Origin of the sequence: Anaeromicrobium sediminis, from assembly GCF_002270055.1 — a bacterium.
GTDB classification, from domain to species: domain Bacteria; phylum Bacillota; class Clostridia; order Peptostreptococcales; family Thermotaleaceae; genus Anaeromicrobium; species Anaeromicrobium sediminis.
On record NZ_NIBG01000003.1, the window covers coordinates 109,697 to 130,490 of the forward strand.

Below are 20,794 nucleotides of genomic sequence, written 5' to 3' on the forward strand. Positions count from 1 at the left end.
TCCTATATTTTTTTATTAGGATTATTAAAGATAGTTCATTAGTTACTAGCTAAAATAACTGCTGGTATCTATTTCTAATCTTTTAATACTGGAATTAACATGATAATGGTAACAAGTACCGCTAACCCGTCTGCTATTGGTGTTGAAAGCCATACTCCCGTCAATCCTAATACTCTTGGTAGTAAAAGCACAACAGGTATTAAGAAAATAAATTGTCTTGCAGCACTAAGGAACAGAGCTTTTTTAATTTGAGCAACGGATTGGAAATAGGCTGTTCCAAGTAAGTTAATGCTTAATAGGGGTAACATGACATTAAATAATCGGACTCCATTAACTGCTATGGGCATAGTTGGTGAACTTGGTTCTATAAAGAGTTCCATAAATATAGTTGGAACAGTTTCTAATAATATAAATACTACTGTTGAAAATGCAACTGCCATACTTGTAGCAACAATTAATGTTTTTTTAACTCTGTCCTTTAAATTAGCCCCATGATTATAACCAATAATAGGTTGCATACCTTGTTGAATTCCCATTACAGGCATTATAAACATGCTATAAAGACTATTAACACCACCCATGGCTGTAATTGCAGCATTACCACCGTATTTTACCAATGATACATTAAGGAGTATCATGGCCATACTAGAACCAATGGGTGTAATAAAAGAGGAAGCGCCTATACTCACTATTTCTTTAACTAGCTTAACATCTGGTATTAAATCTTTTACTACAATTTTAAGAACACCTTTGCCTTTCAAATAATAAAATCCTAACACTAAAAGCCCAGAAAATTGGCCAATAATTGTTGCTATGGCTGCTCCTCTAACACCCCATCCCAAAATATCAATAAAGATATAGTCTAAGACTATATTGGTTAAGGCTGATGTTACCATGGCTATCATGGATAAGTTGGGTTGTCCTTCCGTTCTAACAGCACTAGCAAGTGAAAAGGAAATAAGTTGAAATGTAACACCAATCAAAACAATGTTCATATAGTCTATTGAATAGGGAAGAACGGCTTTATCTGCACCAAGACCTATTAGTAGACCCTCTAGATTCAAATAGCCTCCAATAGTTACAATTAATCCAACAATGGCTGCCATACTCAACATATTACTAAAAATATGATTGGCACTTTTTTGGTTGCCCTCACCAAGTTTAATTGAAATCAAAGCAGTACCACCAACACCCACTAAACTAGCAAATCCAAAGATTAATATCATTAGGGGAAATGAGATAGTAAGGCCAGCTAATGCATTTTCTCCTACAAACTTTCCAATAAAAATTCTATCCACTATATTATAAATGGCATTAACTAAATTAGCTATAACTGCGGGTATAGAGTACTGTGCTAAAAGTTTCGGTATAGACTGTTGTCCTAACCTAGATGTATTATCCATATTGCATTCTCCTTACATTAAAGATAGTTAGTTTTCTTACGATATAAATAATAACATCTTGAAATATTCGTGTCAACAGGTTGCATTTCTAACCAATTGACCTTCTTCTTATTCATTGGTATAATATTATTAATATAACCAAACCTTTAGTTCAATAATCGGCTCAGTTAGTATTGAGGTTGGAAAGTTAAGGCATTAAAATATATTAGAAGAGGTGATTAACCATTATACGGACAGATGAGACAATACAAACCATTCTTGATCTTTTTCCTATGATTACAGAAATCTTTTTTAATGATTTTCAAACAGCATCAGATCTATTAAAGGATCTTAATAGCACACATACAAAAACACTTATGGCCCTTAAATATGAAGGTAGTTCTACTATGAGTTCTATTAGTCGTAAAATTGAACTTGAAAAAGGATCGTTCACTCCTGTAGCCAATAAGCTCATTAAATTAGGTTATATTGAGAAGGTTCAATCTACTGAAGATAAACGTAAAAGCCTATTACAATTAACTGAATCAGGTCATAACTTTGCTGAAAGATTTCATGAAGAACATACTAAATATATTTACAATCAGCTTAGTAAACTTTCTGAAGCTGAAAGAGGTGCTTATTTAGCTGCTATCAATTTAGTTCAATGTTTATCTAGAAAGATATTAGAAGAAAAATAAAAGCCTAACCAAGTTTTTTAGGTTGGACTTTTTTACTTACTAGGAAATTATAAATTTTTGCAACTGTGAATAAGTAAAAATAAGGGGTTGTAGGGGAAGAATTCCCCTGCCCGCTGTAAAGGAAGGTGCTCAGATTGCGATAGCAATCGTCGAAGGAAACCATAGGGTTTCCTAGGGAAGCACAGGTCGTATGCTTTTTTTATATTTTACCTTTATATTACTCTTATAATATCCTTTAATAAATCTTCATCCCTTGAAGAACTTCCCACCATTATTTCAAATTCTCCAGGCTCAACTAGAGATTCATTATTTTTGTTAATTAAGCTTAAGGACGAAATGGAAAGGGGAATATGTACTGTAGTTTTTTCACCTTTCTCTAAAGTCACACGACTAAAGGCCTTAAGTTCCTTTATTGGTGTAGTTATAGATGAATAAATATCATTTATATATAATTGAATTATTTCAGTACCAGTACGGTTTCCTATGTTTTCTATATCTATAGATACGGAAATAGTATCCTTAGGAGAAACTTCCTTTGATGATATTTTTAGATTAGAATATTTATATTTAGTATAGGACAGGCCGTATCCAAAGGGAAATAGGGCCGTATCATCCATTTCCACATATTCTCCACCATGCCATCCTGGCATTTTATTATAATATACAGGTTGTTGGCCCACATGTTTAGGAAAGGAAATGGTTAATTTCCCAGAAGGATTGTAATCTCCAAATAGGATAGAGGCTATGGCATTACCACCTTCCATACCAGGGTTAAATGCCTCTAATATGCCATGGGCATGTTCCTTTATCCAAGGAATAGTAAGGGGCTTTCCATTTAAAAGTACCACTATTAGGGGTTTATTTGTATTATATAGTTCCTTTAATAACCTATCTTGCGCCCCTGTTAAATTCAAATCTACCCTATCTCTCATCTCACCATTTAATATGTTAGTGTCTCCTACTACAGCTATTATCACATCTGAATCCATAGCGATGTTAACAGCTTCATCTATGAAGTGATTATTTTCATCTAACATGTCACATCCTTTGTTGTATACTAATTTAGTATTAGGGCCTAACCTTTTTTTCATACCATTTAAAACAGTAACTATAGGGCTAATATCATAATCTTTATGATAATTATAAGTAGGTATTTTGGGATGTTCCCTCGTTCCAAAGGACCAGTCTCCCAGTTGAGCCTGAACATCATCACAACTAGGTCCTATTAAGGCTATTTGCTTTAAATCATCCCTAAGGGGCAGTATATTATCTTCATTTTTTAATAATACTATGGATTCGAGAGCTACTTCATAGGCAAACTTTTTATGATTAGGACAACCGATTATTTTCTCCTTCTCATCCATATCTGGAAATCTCTTTTTATCAAATAAACCAAGTTTAAATTTGTATTCTAATATTGGTCTACAGGCTTTATTTAAGAGTTTTTCTGAAATAGTACCTTCCTTTACTAGCTCTACTGTATGGTCATAAAAATCAGGAGTGGACATGATCATGTTATTACCACATTCTACAGCTATCTTACAAGCCTCTTTCATTGAAGCGGCTACTTTTTGTTTTGTATGTAGATTTCCCACATTATCCCAATCTGTTACTACAAAACCTTTAAATTTCCACTCATCCTTTAATATGTCCTTGAGCATCCAACTATTTGCAGAACAAGGTATGCCATCTATGGAATTATATCCGGCCATAAATGTGGAGCATCCTGATTCAACAGCTTTTTTAAAGGGCGGGAAGAATAGGGATTTTAATTGACGTTCTGACACATGGGCCTCTGATGAATCTCGACCTCCCACCGTTTCTCCATAGGCGGCAAAGTGCTTAGCACAAGCCAATATGCTAGTGGGTGATGATAAATTTTCTCCTTGATATCCTTCAATCATGGCTGATGATAATTCTCCTATTAGATAAGGGTCTTCACCAAAGGTTTCATCAACTCTACCCCATCTCATATCTCTACCTATACATAATATGGGAGAGAAGGTCCAGTGCATTCCTGTTAAAATCACTTCATGGGCTGTGATTCGTGCCACCTTTTCTAGAAGCTCAGGATTCCAACTAGAGGCCATAGCCAATTGAGATGGAAATACGGTGGCACCACTATAAAAGGCATGGCCATGGACTGCGTCTATGCCAAATAATATGGGAATACCTAACCTAGTTTTTAAAGCCATCTTCTGCAATTTTATAGGAGCATCACCAGTCACATGTAAAAAAGAACCCACATGTCTTTCGTATATCCATTTCTCAGGTTCAATTCTACCGTCTATTTGACACATTTGTCCTACTTTTTCTTCTATGGTCATTCTTTTAAGTAAATCATTAGTTCTTTCCTCTGGTGTGTATGAAGGATTTTTATAGATTTGTGACATGTTATTACCTCCCTTTTTTATTCAACAAAACTAATTCTGGTCTAAATGTATATGAACTTACTTCGGTCATATAAATAAAAAATATTCCTCTATTCTCTACTAACATTAGTAGGCTCTAAAATATATTTATAAACAAGAGTAACTGTCCCTGTGGTATGATATAGTCAAAGGAGGGGATTAAGTGTATAAGGTTAAAAAATTGCATATATTTTATCTAATAACTACTATAATAATGTTAATATTATCAGGGATTAATCCCTATGAAAGAAGTACTTGGTTTTTAGAAATAGCCCCTGTGTTAATTGCGCTACCCATATTAATTTATACTTATAATAAATTTAGACTTACAGATCTTACATACACATTAATATGGATTCATTGTATTATATTAATGGTGGGAGGACATTATACTTATGCAAAGGTTCCATTATTTGACTATATAAGGGATTATTTTGGTCTTGTAAGAAATTATTATGATAGGTTAGGCCATATAGCCCAGGGATTCATACCAGCCATTATAGCCAGGGAATTGTTAATAAGAAAGACTCCATTGAAATCAGGTGGATGGTTATTTACTATAGTTGTATTTATGTGTTTGGGAGTTAGTGCGGCCTATGAATTAATAGAGTTTTTGGCAGCTAAGATATTAGGTGAAAATGCAGAAGCATTCTTAGGAACTCAAGGTGATGTTTGGGATACTCAATGGGATATGACTTGTGCTTTAATTGGAAGTATAACTTCCTTAATAATCTTTAGGAAATATCATGATAGATTAATTAAAAATTTAAACTTTCGTTCTTAGGGATGAAAGTTTTTTATTATGTCTTAAGAAAAAAATTCCAGTAAATAGTATTCCTAATCTCTTTTTTTTAAGTAAAGGTGATATAATTATAAGAAGTAAATAAGACATCCGTATATGGATGATATTACATAAATGATAGACTTAAATAATATGAGGATGATAATTCATGATGAATAGACAAATGATTAGAGACTCTTTATGGACGAGTATAAAAAGAAATAGGCCTATTATTGGAGTATCAGTAGGTTCTGGATTATCAGCAAAACAGGCTGATGAAGGAGGAGCAGATCTAATCCTTGCTTTAAGTGCAGGAAGATTTCGAAATGCTGGAGTAGCGTCATTAGGATGTATGATGCCCTTTGCTAATAGTAATGACTTAGTTATGGATTTTGGGCAAAAGGAAATTTTACAAAGGGTTTGTAATAAACCAGTTATATTTGGGGCATGTGGTACAGATTTAACATATGATCAAAATGAATTATTAAATAAAATCATTGAAGCAGGTTTTCACGGAATAACCAATTTTCCTACAATAGGCATGATTGATGGAATATTTAGAGAAGCACTAGAAGAAATTGGGTTAGGATATGAATGTGAAGTAGAGATGATGAAAAAGGCAGTGAAAAAGGGCATATTTACCATAGCCTTTGTATTCAACAAGGAACAGGCTGCAAAGATGGCAAATGAAAACGTTGATGTCATATGTACACAACTAGGCTGGACTAGTGGTGGAGATAAGGGAGTAAAACAAAGGATAAGCATAAATGAGCATATAAAATATGTAGATGAAATAATAAAAACTGTTAAAGGTATAAACCCAAATATTTTCAATATGGTGTATGGGGGGCCTATAAATGATCCAGAGCAGGCAAATGAATTTTATGAAAAAACTGGAGCAATTGGATATATAGGTGGTTCCAGTTTCGAAAGAATACCTACAGAAATAAGTATAAAGAAAACTACTGAGAAATTTAAAAATTTTTATAAACTAAAAAAGGAAAATATACGACTAAAACAAGAATTAATAAAGAAAAAGGGATTCGATGAAATTGTAGGTAAAAGTAAAGGAATGCAGGAAATATATGACATAGTAAATAAAGTTGCAGATAAAAATGTAAATGTTTTAGTCCAAGGTGAAAGTGGAACGGGAAAAGAATTAATCGTAAGGGCTATTCACTACAACAGTAAAAGATATAAGGGACCCTTCGTAAAAATAAATTGTGCGGCTATTTCTAAAAGCATTTTGGAAAGTGAACTTTTTGGCCACGAAAAAGGTTCGTTCACTGGGGCAGATAAGAGAAGATTAGGGAAATTTGAATTGGCTAATAAAGGAACATTATTTTTAGATGAAGTGGGAGAAATGGATTTAGATGTTCAAGTAAAGCTTCTTAGAATTATTCAGCAGCAGGAATTTCAAAGAGTAGGTGGAAGTGAAACTATAAAAATAGATGTAAGGATTATCTGCGCTACTAATGTAAATTTGAGGGAAGCTGTAGATAAAGGAAAGTTTAGAGAAGATTTATATTACAGATTAAATGTAATTTCAATTAATACACCTCCGCTTCGAAAGCATAAAGAAGATATACCACTTCTTATAAATCACTTTTTAAAAAAAATAGATAATAAATTCGGTTATAATAACACAAAATTAACACCAAATGTTTTAGATATATTTATGGAATATGATTGGCCAGGTAATGTACGAGAATTAGAGCATGTATTGGAAAGAGCAAGTATATTAAGTGATGGAGAATATATAAGGGTACATGCATTACCTGAGTATTTGCAAAAGGTTTCTGACAAATTACATATTTCATCTGAAAATACCTTTATTAAACAAAGTATAGAGACCTTTGATCATGTGGAAAAACAATTAATCATGGAAGCTTTGAATCAAACATCATGGAATAGAACCAAGGCAGCTGAAAAGTTAGGAATTACTCGAAGAACCTTATACAATAAGGTGAAAAAATATAATTTAGAAAAAAGATGAGAATTATTTTCTCATCTTTTTTAGAGTGAGAAATAAATTCCCAGTTATGAGGAGACGTGGGAATTTACTTTCTCAAAATGTACCAAAATCCAACAAAAATGAATTGGCATAGTCATTGCAATACAAATATTGGGAATGGAATAGTAAATCCTAAAAGGGGTGTATATAAATGGACAAACAGGTCGTAGTTTTAGGGACTTTAGATACAAAGGGAAAAGAATTTAAGTTTATTAAAGAAATTATTGAATCACAAGGTATAGGGACAATTGTTATTAACACAGGTGTTAAAGGGGAAGCACTTTGTGAAGCTCATATTTCTAATGAGGAAGTGGCTCAGGCTGGAGGAAAATCAATAGTAGAATTAATTAGGGATAATGATAGAGGAAAAGCCATGGATGTGATGATGAAGGGCGCTGCCAAGATTGTATTAGATTTACATGTAAAAGGTGTACTAGCTGGCATTATAAGTTTAGGAGGATCAGCAGGAACAACAATAGCAACCCATGCAATGAGGGCTTTGCCAGTGGGAGTTCCTAAAGTAATGGTTTCAACATTAGCTTCAGGAGATACAACACCCTATGTGGGAGTGAAAGATATAACTATGATGTATTCAGTAGTGGATATATCAGGAATAAACAGTTTTTCATCAAAAATCCTTGCAAATGCAGCATATGCAATAGCTGGAATGGCAAATGCAGTTTTACCAAAATTAGAAGAAGAAAAGCCTCTTATAGGCGCCACTATGTTTGGTGTAACCACTCCTTGTGTAACAAAGGCAAGGGAATATCTTGAATCAAAAGGCTATGAAGTATTGGTATTCCATGCCACAGGAACAGGTGGTAAAGCGATGGAAGATTTAATTGAAGCAGGCTATATTAAAGGAGTACTGGATGTTACTACTACAGAGTGGTGTGATGAGTTAGTAGGTGGCGTATTATCAGCAGGACCCCATAGATTAGAAGCAGCAGCTAGACAAGGAATACCACAGGTTGTATCAACAGGAGCTTTAGATATGGTGAATTTTGGGCCAATAGAAACTTTACCAGAAAAATTTAAGGATAGAAATATTTATAAACATAATACCACAGTAACTTTAATGCGTACAACATTAGAAGAAAATAAGCAGTTAGGAGAAATTATTGCTGATAAATTAAACATGGCAAAAGGAAATACTGCATTATTCCTTCCATTGAAAGGAGTATCCCTAATTGATGTAGAAGGACAACCTTTTTATGGAAAGGAAGAAGATGAAGTGTTATTTAATACATTAAGAAACAATATTGATCAGAAGAAGATAGAACTATTTGAAATGGAAACACATATTAATGATGAAAAATTCGCTTTGGCAATGGCTGAAAAATTAATAGAGATGGTAGAAAAAAAGAATTAAGGAGGATCCACATATGACACTTTCAAAAAAAGAAATGAGAGATAGATTAGAAAAACAAATAAATGAAGGAAAGCCTATTATTGGCGCTGGTGCAGGAACTGGTATTTCAGCAAAATCTGCTGAAGCAGGTGGAGTGGATCTAATTATTATTTACAACTCTGGTAGATATAGAATGGCAGGAAGAGGTTCATTAGCAGGATTATTGCCATATGGAGATGCAAATAAAATTGTGGTTGAGATGGCAAGTGAAGTACTTACAATTGTAAAGGATACACCTGTACTTGCAGGGGTATGTGGAACGGATCCATTCAGAAATATGGATGTGTTTTTAAGACAATTAAAAAATATTGGATTTTCAGGAGTTCAAAATTTTCCAACAGTAGGATTAATAGATGGTAAATTTAGAGCCAATCTTGAAGAAACAGGAATGGGATATGACTTAGAAGTGGAAATGATTAGAAAAGCCAATGAATTAGGATTGTTCACAACGCCATATGTATTTAATGAAGAAGATGCTAAGAAAATGGCAGAAGCAGGAGCAGATGTATTGGTTGCCCATATGGGACTTACAACGAAGGGAAGTATTGGAGCAGAAACAGCTTTAACATTAGATGATTGTGTTAAGAAAATACAAGGAATTCATGATGCGGGAAAATCAGTAAATCCAGATATTATGGTAATATGTCACGGGGGACCAGTAGCAGAACCTGAGGATGCACAGTATATAATGGAAAGAACGAATGGAATTTGTGGTTTCTTTGGAGCTTCCAGCATTGAAAGAATTCCTACGGAAATTGCTATTAGAGATCAGGTTGTAAATTTCAAAAACATAAACTTCAATAAATAAAATTATACTATACAACAAAGGAGTACACAAAATATGAATCAGGTGGAACAGATCATATATGAATTAGAAGAACTCAGAGGACAATTGAATGGTTTGATTAAGGAAAAGACAGAACTTATGGAACCACAAATTATAGAGACAAGTCAAAAACTAGATAGAGTGTTAAATAGATATGATAAATTAATTAACAATTTAGGCTTTCGCTCTTAGTAGCGAAAGTTTTTTATATTTATGTAAAAAAATAAAAAACTTTACAAATATTTACTAGAGGACAGGTCTAGAAATAAAAATAAAAAATATAAGAGCTAATGGAACAAAATAAAAATATGGCCGTCTAGTATTATATAGGAGGCGATTGAAATGAAAAAATATTTAAGCATATTGTTAACATTAATCATAGGAGTAAGCCTTATAGGATGTGCTTCAAATGCTCAAGATAGAGGAACAACACAATCTAAGGTAATAGTTGGTGAAGATAAGGCTATAACGGATGAGATGAAAGAGTATTATACAGTAGGAGAAATAATTGAATTTGAAGAAAATGCCGTTCATGTACTAACAGGTGATATAGCAGAAGTATTTAAAGTAGATAAGCATAGTATGACGGATTTCTATCTAGGAGAAACTGTAGGCGTAGTTAAATTAGGAGAAGACAGTTATAAATTAGATAGATATAAGATTAAGGACTTTAGTATAAGACATACGAATATGGGACAAATAATAGAAACTATAGAGGGAACAGTAAAATCTGTAGATAAACAATTCTTTGAAATAAATACTAAAGATGGGGTTATGAAGTTTAACGCTTATAAGGATATTTACTTAGAAATAGGTGAAAAAATAACAGTGGAATATCTAGAGTTTGGAGATCAAAAGGGGCTTGTACAATTTTACAATGAAGATTCTAAAATTGATCTAGTAGTTAAGGGGATAAATAGACTGGATGAAACGGGAATAATGAAAGTTAATACGGTGGATTCCAATGGAAATGAATATAAAGTATACGTATTAGGAAGTACAGTACTAAACTTTAACCATTCAGATTTAAAAGTAGAAGATAAAATAACCGTATATCCAGAAGTGATAAGAGAAATTTATCCAGCGGAAATAGACCCTAAGAAGATAGTATTAATAAAAGAAGAAGTTAAGATTCAATAATAGAGAAAAAATAGGAGATAATCTTGAGATTATCTCCTATTTTTTCTCTATTTACTACAAATTTCAACAATATATTATTAAAAGGTCTATTATAATCTATAATAATAAGAAAATAAATGGTTTTATAATTTTTTTTAGAGGTATGTATAGAAATAAGGGGGAATGAGAATGAGAAGGATATTATGCCTATTCATACTAATATTTGTAGTTGCTCTTAGTGGTTGTGGAGATAAGAAGAAAGAGGTTAGTACAAATAATTCACAAACTACTAAAGAAGTTAAAAGGGATGAGAATACAGTTGTAGGTCAATTGGATAAGATGATAGAGGAAGAAAAGTATCATGATGAAATATTTGAATTTGTAGATGAAAATATTGAGTCAGTTTCAAAGGAAGAAGCAGATGAAATAATAGAAAAATTAATAGGATATAGACAAACCTACATAAAAATAGTTTTTGAAGATGGATATAATGCAAAGTCATTTCAAGAAAGGCTACTTAGATTAAATGAAAATGGACAATCTGTCATATTCAATAGTACATATGACAAAACGGGAGATGTGATGATAGATAGATTCATAGCTAAATTAGAAAGTAGAGGCTGTAAACCTGTCAGTGATGAAGGAGAAATATATTTTGTAGATGAGCTTCATTGGATAGATAAATATAATGAATATATAAGTGAAGAGATGAAATCTTATATATCAATAAAGCAAAAACTAGTAGAAAAAAAGGATGTATCCGATGCAGCCCTATTAATATCCTTTAATGAATTGTACGACAGAATAGGATTAATTGAGGAGTTTATAAAAAATTATCTAAATAGTAAACATAAAGAAGAGATGGTAAGAAAATATGAATTTTATTTAAGAATGTATTTCTATGGTCTAGATAATACACCTACCTTTGAGTATAATGATGAGAAAATTAACAAGGAAGCATTAAAAAGTTATAAGGAAAAGTATTTAAATGGGGAAGATAGTATTACTAAAAGAATACTATTAGTTTATTTACCACTACTTGAAAAAAATGAATATACCTTTTCCGGGGAAATAGAACACTTTTTAGATGGGTTATTCACTTCTAAAGAAGGTAAGTATTTATTTGAAGATACTGACTTTAAAGGTGGATACGGACTATTTAGAAAGGGCCAATTCTATGACTATAACTCTTTAATGAAAATGGGTAATAGTAAAAGAAAGGAATTAGGAATTTCAAAGGAAGAAATAAATCACATTAAAGATATTGCTAAGTATGGTGAAAATAAAGTCTTATATAAAAGATTTGAAGAGGGTATGTTAAAAATAACAAGTCTTAATAGGTTAGAAAATAGGGAAGACCTCAGTAAAGAGATAGAAGTGAAGGAACACGCAAAAATAACTTCCTTTGGTGACCATATATACTTTATAAAGACAGTAGGTAGCGGAGAGAGTGCTAAAAAAGTACTAGTAAAATATGATTACAAGGGAAATAAAGATGAAATATATTCACAAAATAATTTTGTATACACTATAGCACCTAATGAGGATTATGGAGCAGTAAATTCTAATGAAACTATAGTACTTATGAAAAACAATGGGAATGTAGTAAAAAGGTATAAAGAAATATTTAAACTTGAAGATGAGAATGAATTTGTAGAGTTTGTAGGATGGAAAGATAATATTTTATGGTTAGAAAAAGGTGCACCAGGAGTTATTGGAGATGTATTTTATAAAATAGACGGCGATAACTTAAAGGTAAATGAGTATGATACATCATCTTTAAGTTTGAATTCTGAATATGATTTAAATATGAATACGGAAAAGCTGGTTTATAGTGACTACCCACTCATGTTTGCTGTTGATTCAGCGGAAGACTTTCGTAAAGCTAATAAACCAGTAAATATATATTTGTATGACTTAAATAGTAAAGAAAATAAACTAATAAATACTATAAGAGGAAAAGAAGCTGAACCTGTTTGGATAGATGATGAAACTATAGAATATAATGATCCTAATGGATATAGATCCACCTATCATGTGGAAAATGAATATAATGTGGTGGAACTAGATGAATCAGGGAAAAATGCCATAAATGAATTCCACCCTATATTGTTTGTGTTTAAAGATAAGGATGGAGTTTTCTCTAAGGCCCGTGTCCTTGGAGGGTCTAAAGATGGAAATTGGTACAGTATATATGACTTTAAAATGCCTACAGACTTTATAGAAGAAGATTATGTGGACACTCAATTAGTAAGGGGAAGGGAACAATATAAGTTCTATTTTAAAGGTGAAGAAATAGGAAAAGTAATGGGAGATAGTCCTACCCTATACATATCACAGGCCAGTGGAGAATCTATACTTAGTGTAAAGATTCCTACCATAATAGAAAATAGGGGAGATTTCATAATTGGTATAAATGGAGAATGGACTGGCATACCAAGGAACATAGAAGAGTTAGACATATATAAATCCTATTTAGTAGATTTAGATAATGATGGGGAAAAGGAAAAGATATATATAGAGGAAGTTTCTCTAACAAGCAATGATGGAGAAAAGGCCAAAAAGTTACAACTTTATATAGAAAAGAATGGAAACCCGCTATTTGTAGAGTATATAATTCTAGATATAGTTTATTCTACTGAATATAAAATTTACTTTGCAGATTTAAATGGAGATTCAAAAATTGAGATTATAACAGTGGCTAGAGGACACAACATGAATATAAGTGTATATGAATTAGACAATTTGAGAATAAAGAAGATACTTAATTTTTATGATGGAGATTAATACAAGTTGTATGAAAGAATTAAGGGGCTTTTTAAACCTAGCTATTAAACAGCTAGGTTTTAACTTTATTGTAACTATTTATTTGCACTAAAATACTTACAATATTTTCAATTTAAGATATAATGGTCTTACATGCAAAATAGAAGCAAATGAGCTGAAGGAGTGACATGGGTGTCAAATAAAAGAAAAAGCATATTTTTAGTAGTAGTTATAACAATTCTTTTAAGTACTAATATTACTAATGCCATATCTAATCTAACGCACACTTATAATAAAACTGGATTAGAATTAATGGATAAAGAAAAGTATGAGGAAGCAATAGGGTATTTTGAAAAGTCATTAAAAGCATCACCAAAATATGAGGATGATTTTTTAAAGAATCCTAATAAAATATATGAAAAAGATGATGAACTGTGGGATGCACCTCTTAATAATTTAAGTTGGGCATACTACGAATTAGGTGAGTATGAAAAGAGTGTTCGATATATAAAAGAATCTCTAAGAATTTTACCTAATGATGATGTGGAATATTTTAATGGGGCAAAGACCTATTTTGAACTAGGTGACGTTGATACGGCCCTAGGTTACTATAAAAAAGCAGCAGAGATGACAACGGAATATTACGAGGCCTATTTTGGAATAGGAAGGTGTTATTATGAAAAGGGAGAATACAAAAAAGCCCTAAATGCCTTCAATAAATACTTAGAATATAATAAGGATAGTATTAATACCAATTTGTTTAAAGTATATTGTTATTTGTATGATAATAAGGAAAAGGACGCCCTTATATATATAAACTATTTGATGAAAACTTATCCTGACAATCATAATATATATTATGATAAGGCAGAAGTTCTAAAGACCATAGGTAATTATGATAAAATTAAAGAGTTTTATGATGATTATATTGAAAAATTCTCTGAAAAAGGGAATTTAGAATATGACATGGGAAGAATGGCTTATAGTAAAGGTAGATTTGAAGAAGCATTAAACTATTTTACAAGGGCTACCCAAAAGGATAATGAAAATGAATATTACCATATTGCCATAGGTTATACCTATAGAGAGTTAGGACAGTTGGAAAAGGCCTCCCAACATGGGGAAAAAGCCATAAGGGTAAATCCTAATAGTTATGCTGGTTATACCCTATTAGGAGATGTGGAAATTACTAGACAAGATTATGTGAAGGCTATAGAATTTTTTAATAAATCTATAAATATACAGCCTAATTTTGAAAGTGCCTATGAAGGAAAATTAGCAGCCCTTTATTTAAACAAAAGATATGAAAAGGTAATAGAATCTGGATTAAAATATGAAGAGATGTTTGAGAACAATTATGGTATCTCTTTGTATCTAGGAAATAGTTATTTTCAACTATTGAAGTATGATGAGGCCATAGATGAATACAAAAATATATATAGTATAGATCCTGAAAATAGTATGGTTTTAAGTTCAATAAGTATGAGTTATTTTTATTTAGATGACTTTAATAATGCTAGAAATTTTGCTAATAAGGCATTAAAAATAGATCCAATGGATCCTAACAGCTTGTTTGTAAAAGAGTATTTAGAGGATATGGATAAACCTATAGTAAATTTAATAGATGAATTGTTTAAAGAAGAATATTTATATTATGGAGAATTAAAAGACTATAATAATGAAATAAAAGACTACTTAGATAAAAAAAATTTAAGCAATGGGAATGTGGATAAATTATTAAATGAATTGAAAAAGGAAGACGATATTTTCACATATAGTATTTATGGCAAAAACTATGACTATGTGGAAAAGGAAGAAGAAGAAAGTGAAATTTTTACCTGGGCAGATAAGGATAAATATTATGTTAAAATAGATAATTTTTATTTAAATACGGATGAACAATTTATAAAGTTCATAGACTCTATAGATAATCCAGAAAATAAAAAATTAATAATAGATCTACGTTATAATACGGGAGGTACTACTGAAAGTGCCAATATCATATTAGATACATTATTACCAGAATGTATTGTGAGTAGTACTGTAGATAGAAATAATAAAAAATCCGAATACAAGTCAGATGCAGCTCAAACTAAATTTGAAAAAATATATGTATTTGTAGATAAAGATACAGCTAGTGCAGCAGAATTATTAACATTGGGATTAAAAGACAAATTAGAAAATGTAACTATTATAGGTGAAAAGACATTCGGTAAGGGTGTAGGTCAAGTTGTGTATAACCATAAAAAGAAACATATATTATTAGCCATAGTAAATCACAAATGGTATGTGGGAGATAAAAATGTATTAGGAGTAGGTATAGAACCAGATATAAAAGTATCAGGACCTACAAAGGAAGACTATTTTAAATATGTTAATTAAATAAAAACTCTTCTGATTTTTAAATCAGAAGAGTTTTTTCTTTAAATATTCAATTAAAGCTCATAAAATCCTCACATTTAATTCCTATAATATAGTTACAGGCAAGGCAAACAAAATGAAAATAACAAAATAAAATAAAAAGAAAATTATTAAAGAGGAGAGATTAGAATGAAAAAATTTATAGGAATAGCTTTAATAGGAACAATGTTACTTTCAACAGGAGCTTCATTTGCGGATAATACAGAAGCTATAAAGAAAGAGGGATTGAAAAAAAGACCAGGAATAGTAAAGGAATTCGATAAGGAAAAGGCTGTAGAGAGAATCGAAAAATTACAAGAAGAAGGAAAGATAACAGCAGAGCAAGCTAAAGAGATGATGGATAGAGTAGATGAAAGAGAATATCTTGGAGAAGATTTCAGAGAATTATCTATGGAAGAAAAGATTGAGAGAGTTAAAGATCTAGTAGACGAAGGTAAGATAGATGAAGATAGATATGATGATATTGTAAAAAGAATAGAGCAAATGGAAGAATTAAAAGGATTAAAAGATCTATCTAAGGAAGAAAGAGAAGAAAAAATTCAAGAGTTAATAGATGAAGGTAAATTAGATGAAGACTTTGTAGAAAAATTAAAAGAACGTAAAGGTGGCCATAGAGGTCATGGTGGTAATGGAAAAAGACATGAAGAATTTGGAGAAGATTTCAGAAAATTATCTAAAGAAGAAAAAATAGAGAGAATTAAAGACTTAGTAGATGAAGGAAAAATAGATGCAGATAAATATGATGATATTGTAAAAAGAATAGAACAAATGGAAGAACTAAAAGGATTAAAAGATCTATCTGAAGAAGAAAGAAAAGAAAAAATTCAGGAACTAATAGACGAAGGTAAATTAGATGAAGACTTTGTAAAGAAATTCAAAGAAGGTAAAGGTGGCCATAGAGGTCATGAGAAAAGACCTGGAGCACTAGGAGAAGATTTCAGAGAGTTATCTAAAGAAGAGAAAATAGAAAAAATTAATGATTTAGTAGAAGAAGGTAAATTAGACCAAGAGAGAGCAGAAAAGATGATTCAAGCTATAGAAGAAGGAAAAACATTTGAAAAAGGACAAAGAGGACAAAGAAGAGCTCAATAATAAAATAATTACTTATATTAAAAAATCCCCATTGGGGATTTTTTAGTTTTTAATAATAATTATAGTAAAATTGGAAAACAGATTTCATAGGGAAAATGTTTAAATAAAAGAAAAATTTTCTTTAAATGTTCAATTAAACCACACAAAATCCTCATATTTAATTTCTATAATATAGTTACAGGCAAGGAAAAGAAAATAAAAACTAAAATAAAAATAAAATTATTAAAGAGGAGAGATTAAAATGAAAAAATTAATAGGATTAGCTTTAATAGGAACAATGTTACTTTCAACAGGAGCTGCATTTGCAGATAGTACAGAAGCCATAAAGAAAGAAGGATTCAAAAAAAGACCAGGAATAGTAAAGGAATTCGATAAGGAAAAGGCCATAGAGAGAATCGAAAAATTACAAGAAGAAGGAAAGATAACAGCAGAAGAAGCTAAAGAGATGATGGATAGAGTAGATGAAAAACAATATTTTGGAGAAGATTTTAGACAGCTATCTATGGAAGAAAAGATTGAGAAAGTTAAAGACCTAGTAGACGAAGGAAAGATAGATGAAGATAGATATGATGATATTGTAAAAGAAATAGAACAAAGGGAAGTATTAAAAGGATTAAAAGATCTATCTAAAGAAGAAAGAGAAGAAAAAATTCAAGAGTTAATAGATGAAGGCAAATTAGATGAAGACTTTGTAAAGAGATTTAAAGAAGATCCAAGAAATCATGAAGGTCGAGGAGACCATGGAGAAAATGAAGGTCCTGGAAAAAGACCTGGAGCATTAGGAGAAGATTTCAAAGATTTATCTAAAGAAGAGAAAATAGAAAGAATAAATGATCTAGTAGACGAAGGTAAGTTAGAAGAAGAAAAAGCAGAAAAGATGATCAAAGCTATAGAAGATGGAAAAATGTTGGAAAGAGGACCAAGAAGAGATAAATAATAAAATAATTACTTAAACTAAAAAATCCCAAATGGGGATTTTTTAGTTTTGAATAATATTTATAATAAAACTGGAGAACCAGGTCCTAAAAGAAGACCTATTAAGAACCAAATAACTATTTGGATAGACCACAATATGAAGAAGGCTATAGTATAAGGAAGTATATTGGCTATGAGAGTTACCATTTATTGCAATTTTTTTTATTATCCTTAAATCTTTTTCTCGATTTTTTCAAATTTCTCTCCAATATTCCTTAATTCATTTACTATTTCTTCTATTGCATCTTCCATTTTTTTCATTCTTTCATTTTCTAATTTTTCTTTTTCTTTTATGCGATCTATTCCATAAGAATCATTAGAATTTTTCATAATATATCCCCCTTCTAGTACTTTTTTAAATTAACAAATTACTTTAATAATTGCCATGTTCAATAGCCGACTTTAATCTAATTAAAGCTGTCTTTAATGTTTCCCTTGGACAAGCAATGTTAATTCTTATAAAACCCGCACCTTCTCTACCAAACCAATGTCCAAAATCAAAAGCTAATTTTGCTTCATGAATAATAAACTTCTGTAATTTTTTTGCATCCATATCTAATTTTCTAATGTCTAACCACACTAAATAAGTTCCCTCAGGTTCAATTATGTCAATAATGGGCGCATTATCCTTTAAATAACTCTTTAAGAATTTTAAGTTACCTTCTAAATAAGCTAAAAATTGTTCAAACCATTCTTCGCCCTTAGTATAGACGGATTGGAATGCTACTGAAGAAAAGGCATTATTCTGATTAATATAATATTTGTCTACAAAGTTTTTATATTTTTCCGAAATATCTTTGTTAGAAATCACAACAGCAGCAGTAGATAAACTAGATATATTGAAAGTTTTACCAGGTGATAAACATGTCATAGTGATATTTGCAATTTCTTCTGAAATGGACGCCATAGGAGTATATTTATAATTTTTATATACTATATCGCAATGAATCTCATCAGATATTATTAATACGCCATGTTTTACACAAATATCTCCCATTTTTTTTAGCTCGTCTCTTGTCCATACTCTTCCAACAGGATTATGTGGGTTTGCTATGATGATTACTTTCGTTTTGGGATCCTTAGCCTTTTCCTCAAGATCTTCAAAATCAATTTCATATTTTCCATCCACTAATCTTAAAGAGTTTTTTATAGGAACTCTTTTATGAGATTTAATAATTTTTGAAAATGGATAATAAACTGGTGTCTGTATAATGATTTGGTCATTAACTTCTGTCAATAAATCTATGAGAATAGATAGGGCTGATAAAATACTAGGTGCATAGAATAAATCATTCTGATTAAATCTCCAATTATGTCGTTTTTCAAACCAATTTATAATGGCCTTATGGTGAGAAGCAGGTTTATACTCATATCCAAATATTCCATGTTCTGCTCTTTTAACTAAATCAGATATTAATGAATCGGATACTTTAAAATCCATATCAGCAACCCATAGAGGTAATAGATCATCACTTCCAAAATAGGTTTTCAATTTTTCCTTACTCCATTTTTCAGTTGGAACAACACGTCTGTCAATTACTGAATTAAAATCATATTTCATAACAAAACTCCTTTCCATCAATTGATATACTAATGAATTAATATCTAAATCTAATTTGCTGAACAACTACATTCCCATTTATTTGTTTTATCTGTTAAGCTGGATGCAAATTTTTCTAGCTCGTCTATACTTGACCCAATTTCTTGATAGATGCTTACTTGATTCTCTATTACTCCATTTATTTTATATATTGAATTATCATTTTTCTGAGTATTTCCTAATATTTCATTCATTAAATTTGTCATATCCTCAGCAATTACTGATTGTTCCCTAGATGAATTGGATATTGATTTAATTTCTTCTGTTATTTTTACTATACGGTCTAATATATTTTCAAATTGTTCATCTATATTATTTATTTTTTCAACGCTGGTCTCTACTAGTTGTTGCTCTTTTGTTATGGCTAAATCAGCATAATTAGCTTTTTCTTGAATTTCTTTTATCAATGAACTAATTGTATCTGCAGATTCTTTGCTTTCTTCCGATAACCTTCTAACTTCTTCTGCTACTACAGCAAACCCTTTTCCATATTGTCCTGCTCTTGCAGATTCAATAGTTGCATTTAGTGCAAGTAAATTGGTCTGTTCTGAAATATTAGTTATTATTGAAACTATCTTGCCAATATGAACAGACGATTTTTTAAGCTCTTTTATAGAATCATAAACTTCTTTAGTAGATTGTTTTACTTCATTATTTACTTCTACAATTTCATTTATATTTTCTACTCCAATATTTACTGCAGTTAGAATGCCCTTACTACTTTCAGAAGCAACATCTAATTTTTGTGAGATAAATACTATGTTATTTATCATTTCTTTAATTTCTATTGTAGCTTTTTCTACATTTCTAGCATTATTATGGAAACAAAGTGATACTTCACTTAGTTCATTAGAGATATCTTCAATTCCTTGAGTAGCCTGGGTAGTAGCTACAGACACTTGATTAGTTGATATTGCTAAAGTATGAATTTGATTCTTTATTTTTAATATTAATTCTTCTATTCCATTAAGAAATAAATTAATGGAGTTTGATAATTCTCCTACTTCATTGTTAGTTGTAATATTAATTCTTTTAGTTAAATCTCCCTTTAAAGTATCTTTTAGTAGGTTATTTACTTTATTTATTGGATTAGCTATAGATTTTAATATACCTAACAGCATAACCATACTTATTAAAGTCATTAATATTGTTGAACTTAATAGCACATTAGGATTAAAAATATTGTTTCCTTCCATTTGTGTTAACATACAGAGGCCCTGTAAAATCAAAGATGAAAATATTATTATAAATAAAAATAATATTCTATTCTTTATTTTTATTAAATGATGCATCTCAAC

17 protein-coding genes are annotated in these 20,794 nt (G+C 30.8%); 11 read left to right on the forward strand and 6 right to left on the reverse strand.

The window, feature by feature from the left end:
* Window positions 1-74 precede the first annotated feature (74 nt).
* Window positions 75-1,403 carry an MATE family efflux transporter gene (locus CCE28_RS05200; protein ID WP_095131678.1) on the reverse strand — a complete coding sequence of 443 codons (1,329 nt, stop codon included), beginning with the start codon at window positions 1,401-1,403 and terminating at the stop codon, window positions 75-77.
* A 272-nt stretch (window positions 1,404-1,675) separates the two neighbouring features.
* On the opposite strand from CCE28_RS05200, the gene CCE28_RS05205 reads away from it, so the two are divergent.
* Window positions 1,676-2,080, forward strand: coding sequence for a MarR family transcriptional regulator (locus CCE28_RS05205; RefSeq protein WP_095131680.1), 405 nt, complete (start codon window positions 1,676-1,678; stop codon window positions 2,078-2,080).
* A 212-nt stretch (window positions 2,081-2,292) separates the two neighbouring features.
* Here CCE28_RS05205 and CCE28_RS05210 read toward each other — a convergent pair whose 3' ends face one another.
* Window positions 2,293-4,473 (reverse strand): glycoside hydrolase family 3 N-terminal domain-containing protein, encoded by a 2,181-nt coding sequence (locus CCE28_RS05210; protein WP_095131682.1) that lies wholly within the window; start codon window positions 4,471-4,473, stop codon window positions 2,293-2,295.
* A gap of 181 nt (window positions 4,474-4,654) precedes the next feature.
* On the opposite strand from CCE28_RS05210, the gene CCE28_RS05215 reads away from it, so the two are divergent.
* From CCE28_RS05215 to CCE28_RS05260, 10 genes are all read left to right on the forward strand, one after another.
* Window positions 4,655-5,275: a DUF2238 domain-containing protein gene (locus CCE28_RS05215; RefSeq protein ID WP_242972906.1), complete on the forward strand. Its 621-nt coding sequence runs from the start codon at window positions 4,655-4,657 to the stop codon at window positions 5,273-5,275.
* Between the two features lie 166 nt (window positions 5,276-5,441).
* Window positions 5,442-7,268, forward strand: coding sequence for a phosphoenolpyruvate hydrolase family protein (locus CCE28_RS05220; protein ID WP_242972907.1), 1,827 nt, complete (start codon window positions 5,442-5,444; stop codon window positions 7,266-7,268).
* A 169-nt stretch (window positions 7,269-7,437) separates the two neighbouring features.
* Window positions 7,438-8,658, forward strand: coding sequence for a Tm-1-like ATP-binding domain-containing protein (locus CCE28_RS05225; protein WP_095131683.1), 1,221 nt, complete (start codon window positions 7,438-7,440; stop codon window positions 8,656-8,658).
* Window positions 8,659-8,671: 13 nt separating this feature from the next.
* Window positions 8,672-9,505 carry a phosphoenolpyruvate hydrolase family protein gene (locus CCE28_RS05230; protein ID WP_095131684.1) on the forward strand — a complete coding sequence of 278 codons (834 nt, stop codon included), beginning with the start codon at window positions 8,672-8,674 and terminating at the stop codon, window positions 9,503-9,505.
* A gap of 33 nt (window positions 9,506-9,538) precedes the next feature.
* Window positions 9,539-9,715, forward strand: a complete 177-nt coding sequence (locus CCE28_RS05235) for an aspartyl-phosphate phosphatase Spo0E family protein (protein ID WP_095131686.1) — start codon at window positions 9,539-9,541, stop codon at window positions 9,713-9,715.
* A gap of 150 nt (window positions 9,716-9,865) precedes the next feature.
* Window positions 9,866-10,663 (forward strand): hypothetical protein, encoded by a 798-nt coding sequence (locus CCE28_RS05240; RefSeq protein ID WP_095131688.1) that lies wholly within the window; start codon window positions 9,866-9,868, stop codon window positions 10,661-10,663.
* A gap of 168 nt (window positions 10,664-10,831) precedes the next feature.
* Entirely contained in the window at window positions 10,832-13,429 is a 2,598-nt protein-coding gene (locus CCE28_RS05245; protein WP_095131690.1) for a hypothetical protein, read from the forward strand.
* Between the two features lie 171 nt (window positions 13,430-13,600).
* Window positions 13,601-15,790, forward strand: a complete 2,190-nt coding sequence (locus CCE28_RS05250) for a tetratricopeptide repeat protein (protein WP_095131692.1) — start codon at window positions 13,601-13,603, stop codon at window positions 15,788-15,790.
* 168 nt (window positions 15,791-15,958) lie between these two features.
* Window positions 15,959-16,921, forward strand: a complete 963-nt coding sequence (locus tag CCE28_RS05255) for a V-type ATP synthase subunit I (RefSeq protein WP_095131695.1) — start codon at window positions 15,959-15,961, stop codon at window positions 16,919-16,921.
* A 241-nt stretch (window positions 16,922-17,162) separates the two neighbouring features.
* Window positions 17,163-17,858, forward strand: a complete 696-nt coding sequence (locus tag CCE28_RS05260; RefSeq protein ID WP_095131697.1) for a hypothetical protein — start codon at window positions 17,163-17,165, stop codon at window positions 17,856-17,858.
* A gap of 59 nt (window positions 17,859-17,917) precedes the next feature.
* On the opposite strand, the gene CCE28_RS22980 is transcribed toward CCE28_RS05260, so the two are convergent.
* From CCE28_RS22980 to CCE28_RS05270, 4 genes are read right to left on the reverse strand one after another with little or no spacing between them, the layout of a single operon-like run.
* Entirely contained in the window at window positions 17,918-18,043 is a 126-nt protein-coding gene (locus CCE28_RS22980) for an AbgT family transporter (protein ID WP_141228316.1), read from the reverse strand.
* A gap of 24 nt (window positions 18,044-18,067) precedes the next feature.
* The gene (locus CCE28_RS22130; protein WP_176461668.1) at window positions 18,068-18,226 is read right to left on the reverse strand and encodes a hypothetical protein; all 159 of its coding nucleotides are present in this window, start codon (window positions 18,224-18,226) and stop codon (window positions 18,068-18,070) included.
* Window positions 18,227-18,269: 43 nt separating this feature from the next.
* Window positions 18,270-19,457, reverse strand: a complete 1,188-nt coding sequence (locus CCE28_RS05265) for a MalY/PatB family protein (RefSeq protein ID WP_176461669.1) — start codon at window positions 19,455-19,457, stop codon at window positions 18,270-18,272.
* 50 nt (window positions 19,458-19,507) lie between these two features.
* Window positions 19,508-20,788 (reverse strand): methyl-accepting chemotaxis protein, encoded by a 1,281-nt coding sequence (locus CCE28_RS05270; protein WP_095131700.1) that lies wholly within the window; start codon window positions 20,786-20,788, stop codon window positions 19,508-19,510.
* Window positions 20,789-20,794: the final 6 nt, after the last annotated feature.

Coding starts and splice junctions, on each gene's coding strand:
- CCE28_RS05200 (WP_095131678.1), bottom strand. CDS start 1,403: ATGGATAATACATCTAGGTTAGGACAACAGTCTATACCGAAACTTTTA.
- CCE28_RS05205 (WP_095131680.1), top strand. CDS start 1,676: ATGATTACAGAAATCTTTTTTAATGATTTTCAAACAGCATCAGATCTA.
- CCE28_RS05210 (WP_095131682.1), bottom strand. CDS start 4,473: ATGTCACAAATCTATAAAAATCCTTCATACACACCAGAGGAAAGAACT.
- CCE28_RS05220 (WP_242972907.1), top strand. CDS start 5,442: ATGATGAATAGACAAATGATTAGAGACTCTTTATGGACGAGTATAAAA.
- CCE28_RS05225 (WP_095131683.1), top strand. CDS start 7,438: ATGGACAAACAGGTCGTAGTTTTAGGGACTTTAGATACAAAGGGAAAA.
- CCE28_RS05230 (WP_095131684.1), top strand. CDS start 8,672: ATGACACTTTCAAAAAAAGAAATGAGAGATAGATTAGAAAAACAAATA.
- CCE28_RS05235 (WP_095131686.1), top strand. CDS start 9,539: ATGAATCAGGTGGAACAGATCATATATGAATTAGAAGAACTCAGAGGA.
- CCE28_RS05240 (WP_095131688.1), top strand. CDS start 9,866: ATGAAAAAATATTTAAGCATATTGTTAACATTAATCATAGGAGTAAGC.
- CCE28_RS05245 (WP_095131690.1), top strand. CDS start 10,832: ATGAGAAGGATATTATGCCTATTCATACTAATATTTGTAGTTGCTCTT.
- CCE28_RS05255 (WP_095131695.1), top strand. CDS start 15,959: ATGAAAAAATTTATAGGAATAGCTTTAATAGGAACAATGTTACTTTCA.
- CCE28_RS05260 (WP_095131697.1), top strand. CDS start 17,163: ATGAAAAAATTAATAGGATTAGCTTTAATAGGAACAATGTTACTTTCA.
- CCE28_RS22980 (WP_141228316.1), bottom strand. CDS start 18,043: ATGGTAACTCTCATAGCCAATATACTTCCTTATACTATAGCCTTCTTC.
- CCE28_RS22130 (WP_176461668.1), bottom strand. CDS start 18,226: ATGAAAAATTCTAATGATTCTTATGGAATAGATCGCATAAAAGAAAAA.
- CCE28_RS05265 (WP_176461669.1), bottom strand. CDS start 19,457: ATGAAATATGATTTTAATTCAGTAATTGACAGACGTGTTGTTCCAACT.
- CCE28_RS05270 (WP_095131700.1), bottom strand. CDS start 20,788: ATGCATCATTTAATAAAAATAAAGAATAGAATATTATTTTTATTTATA.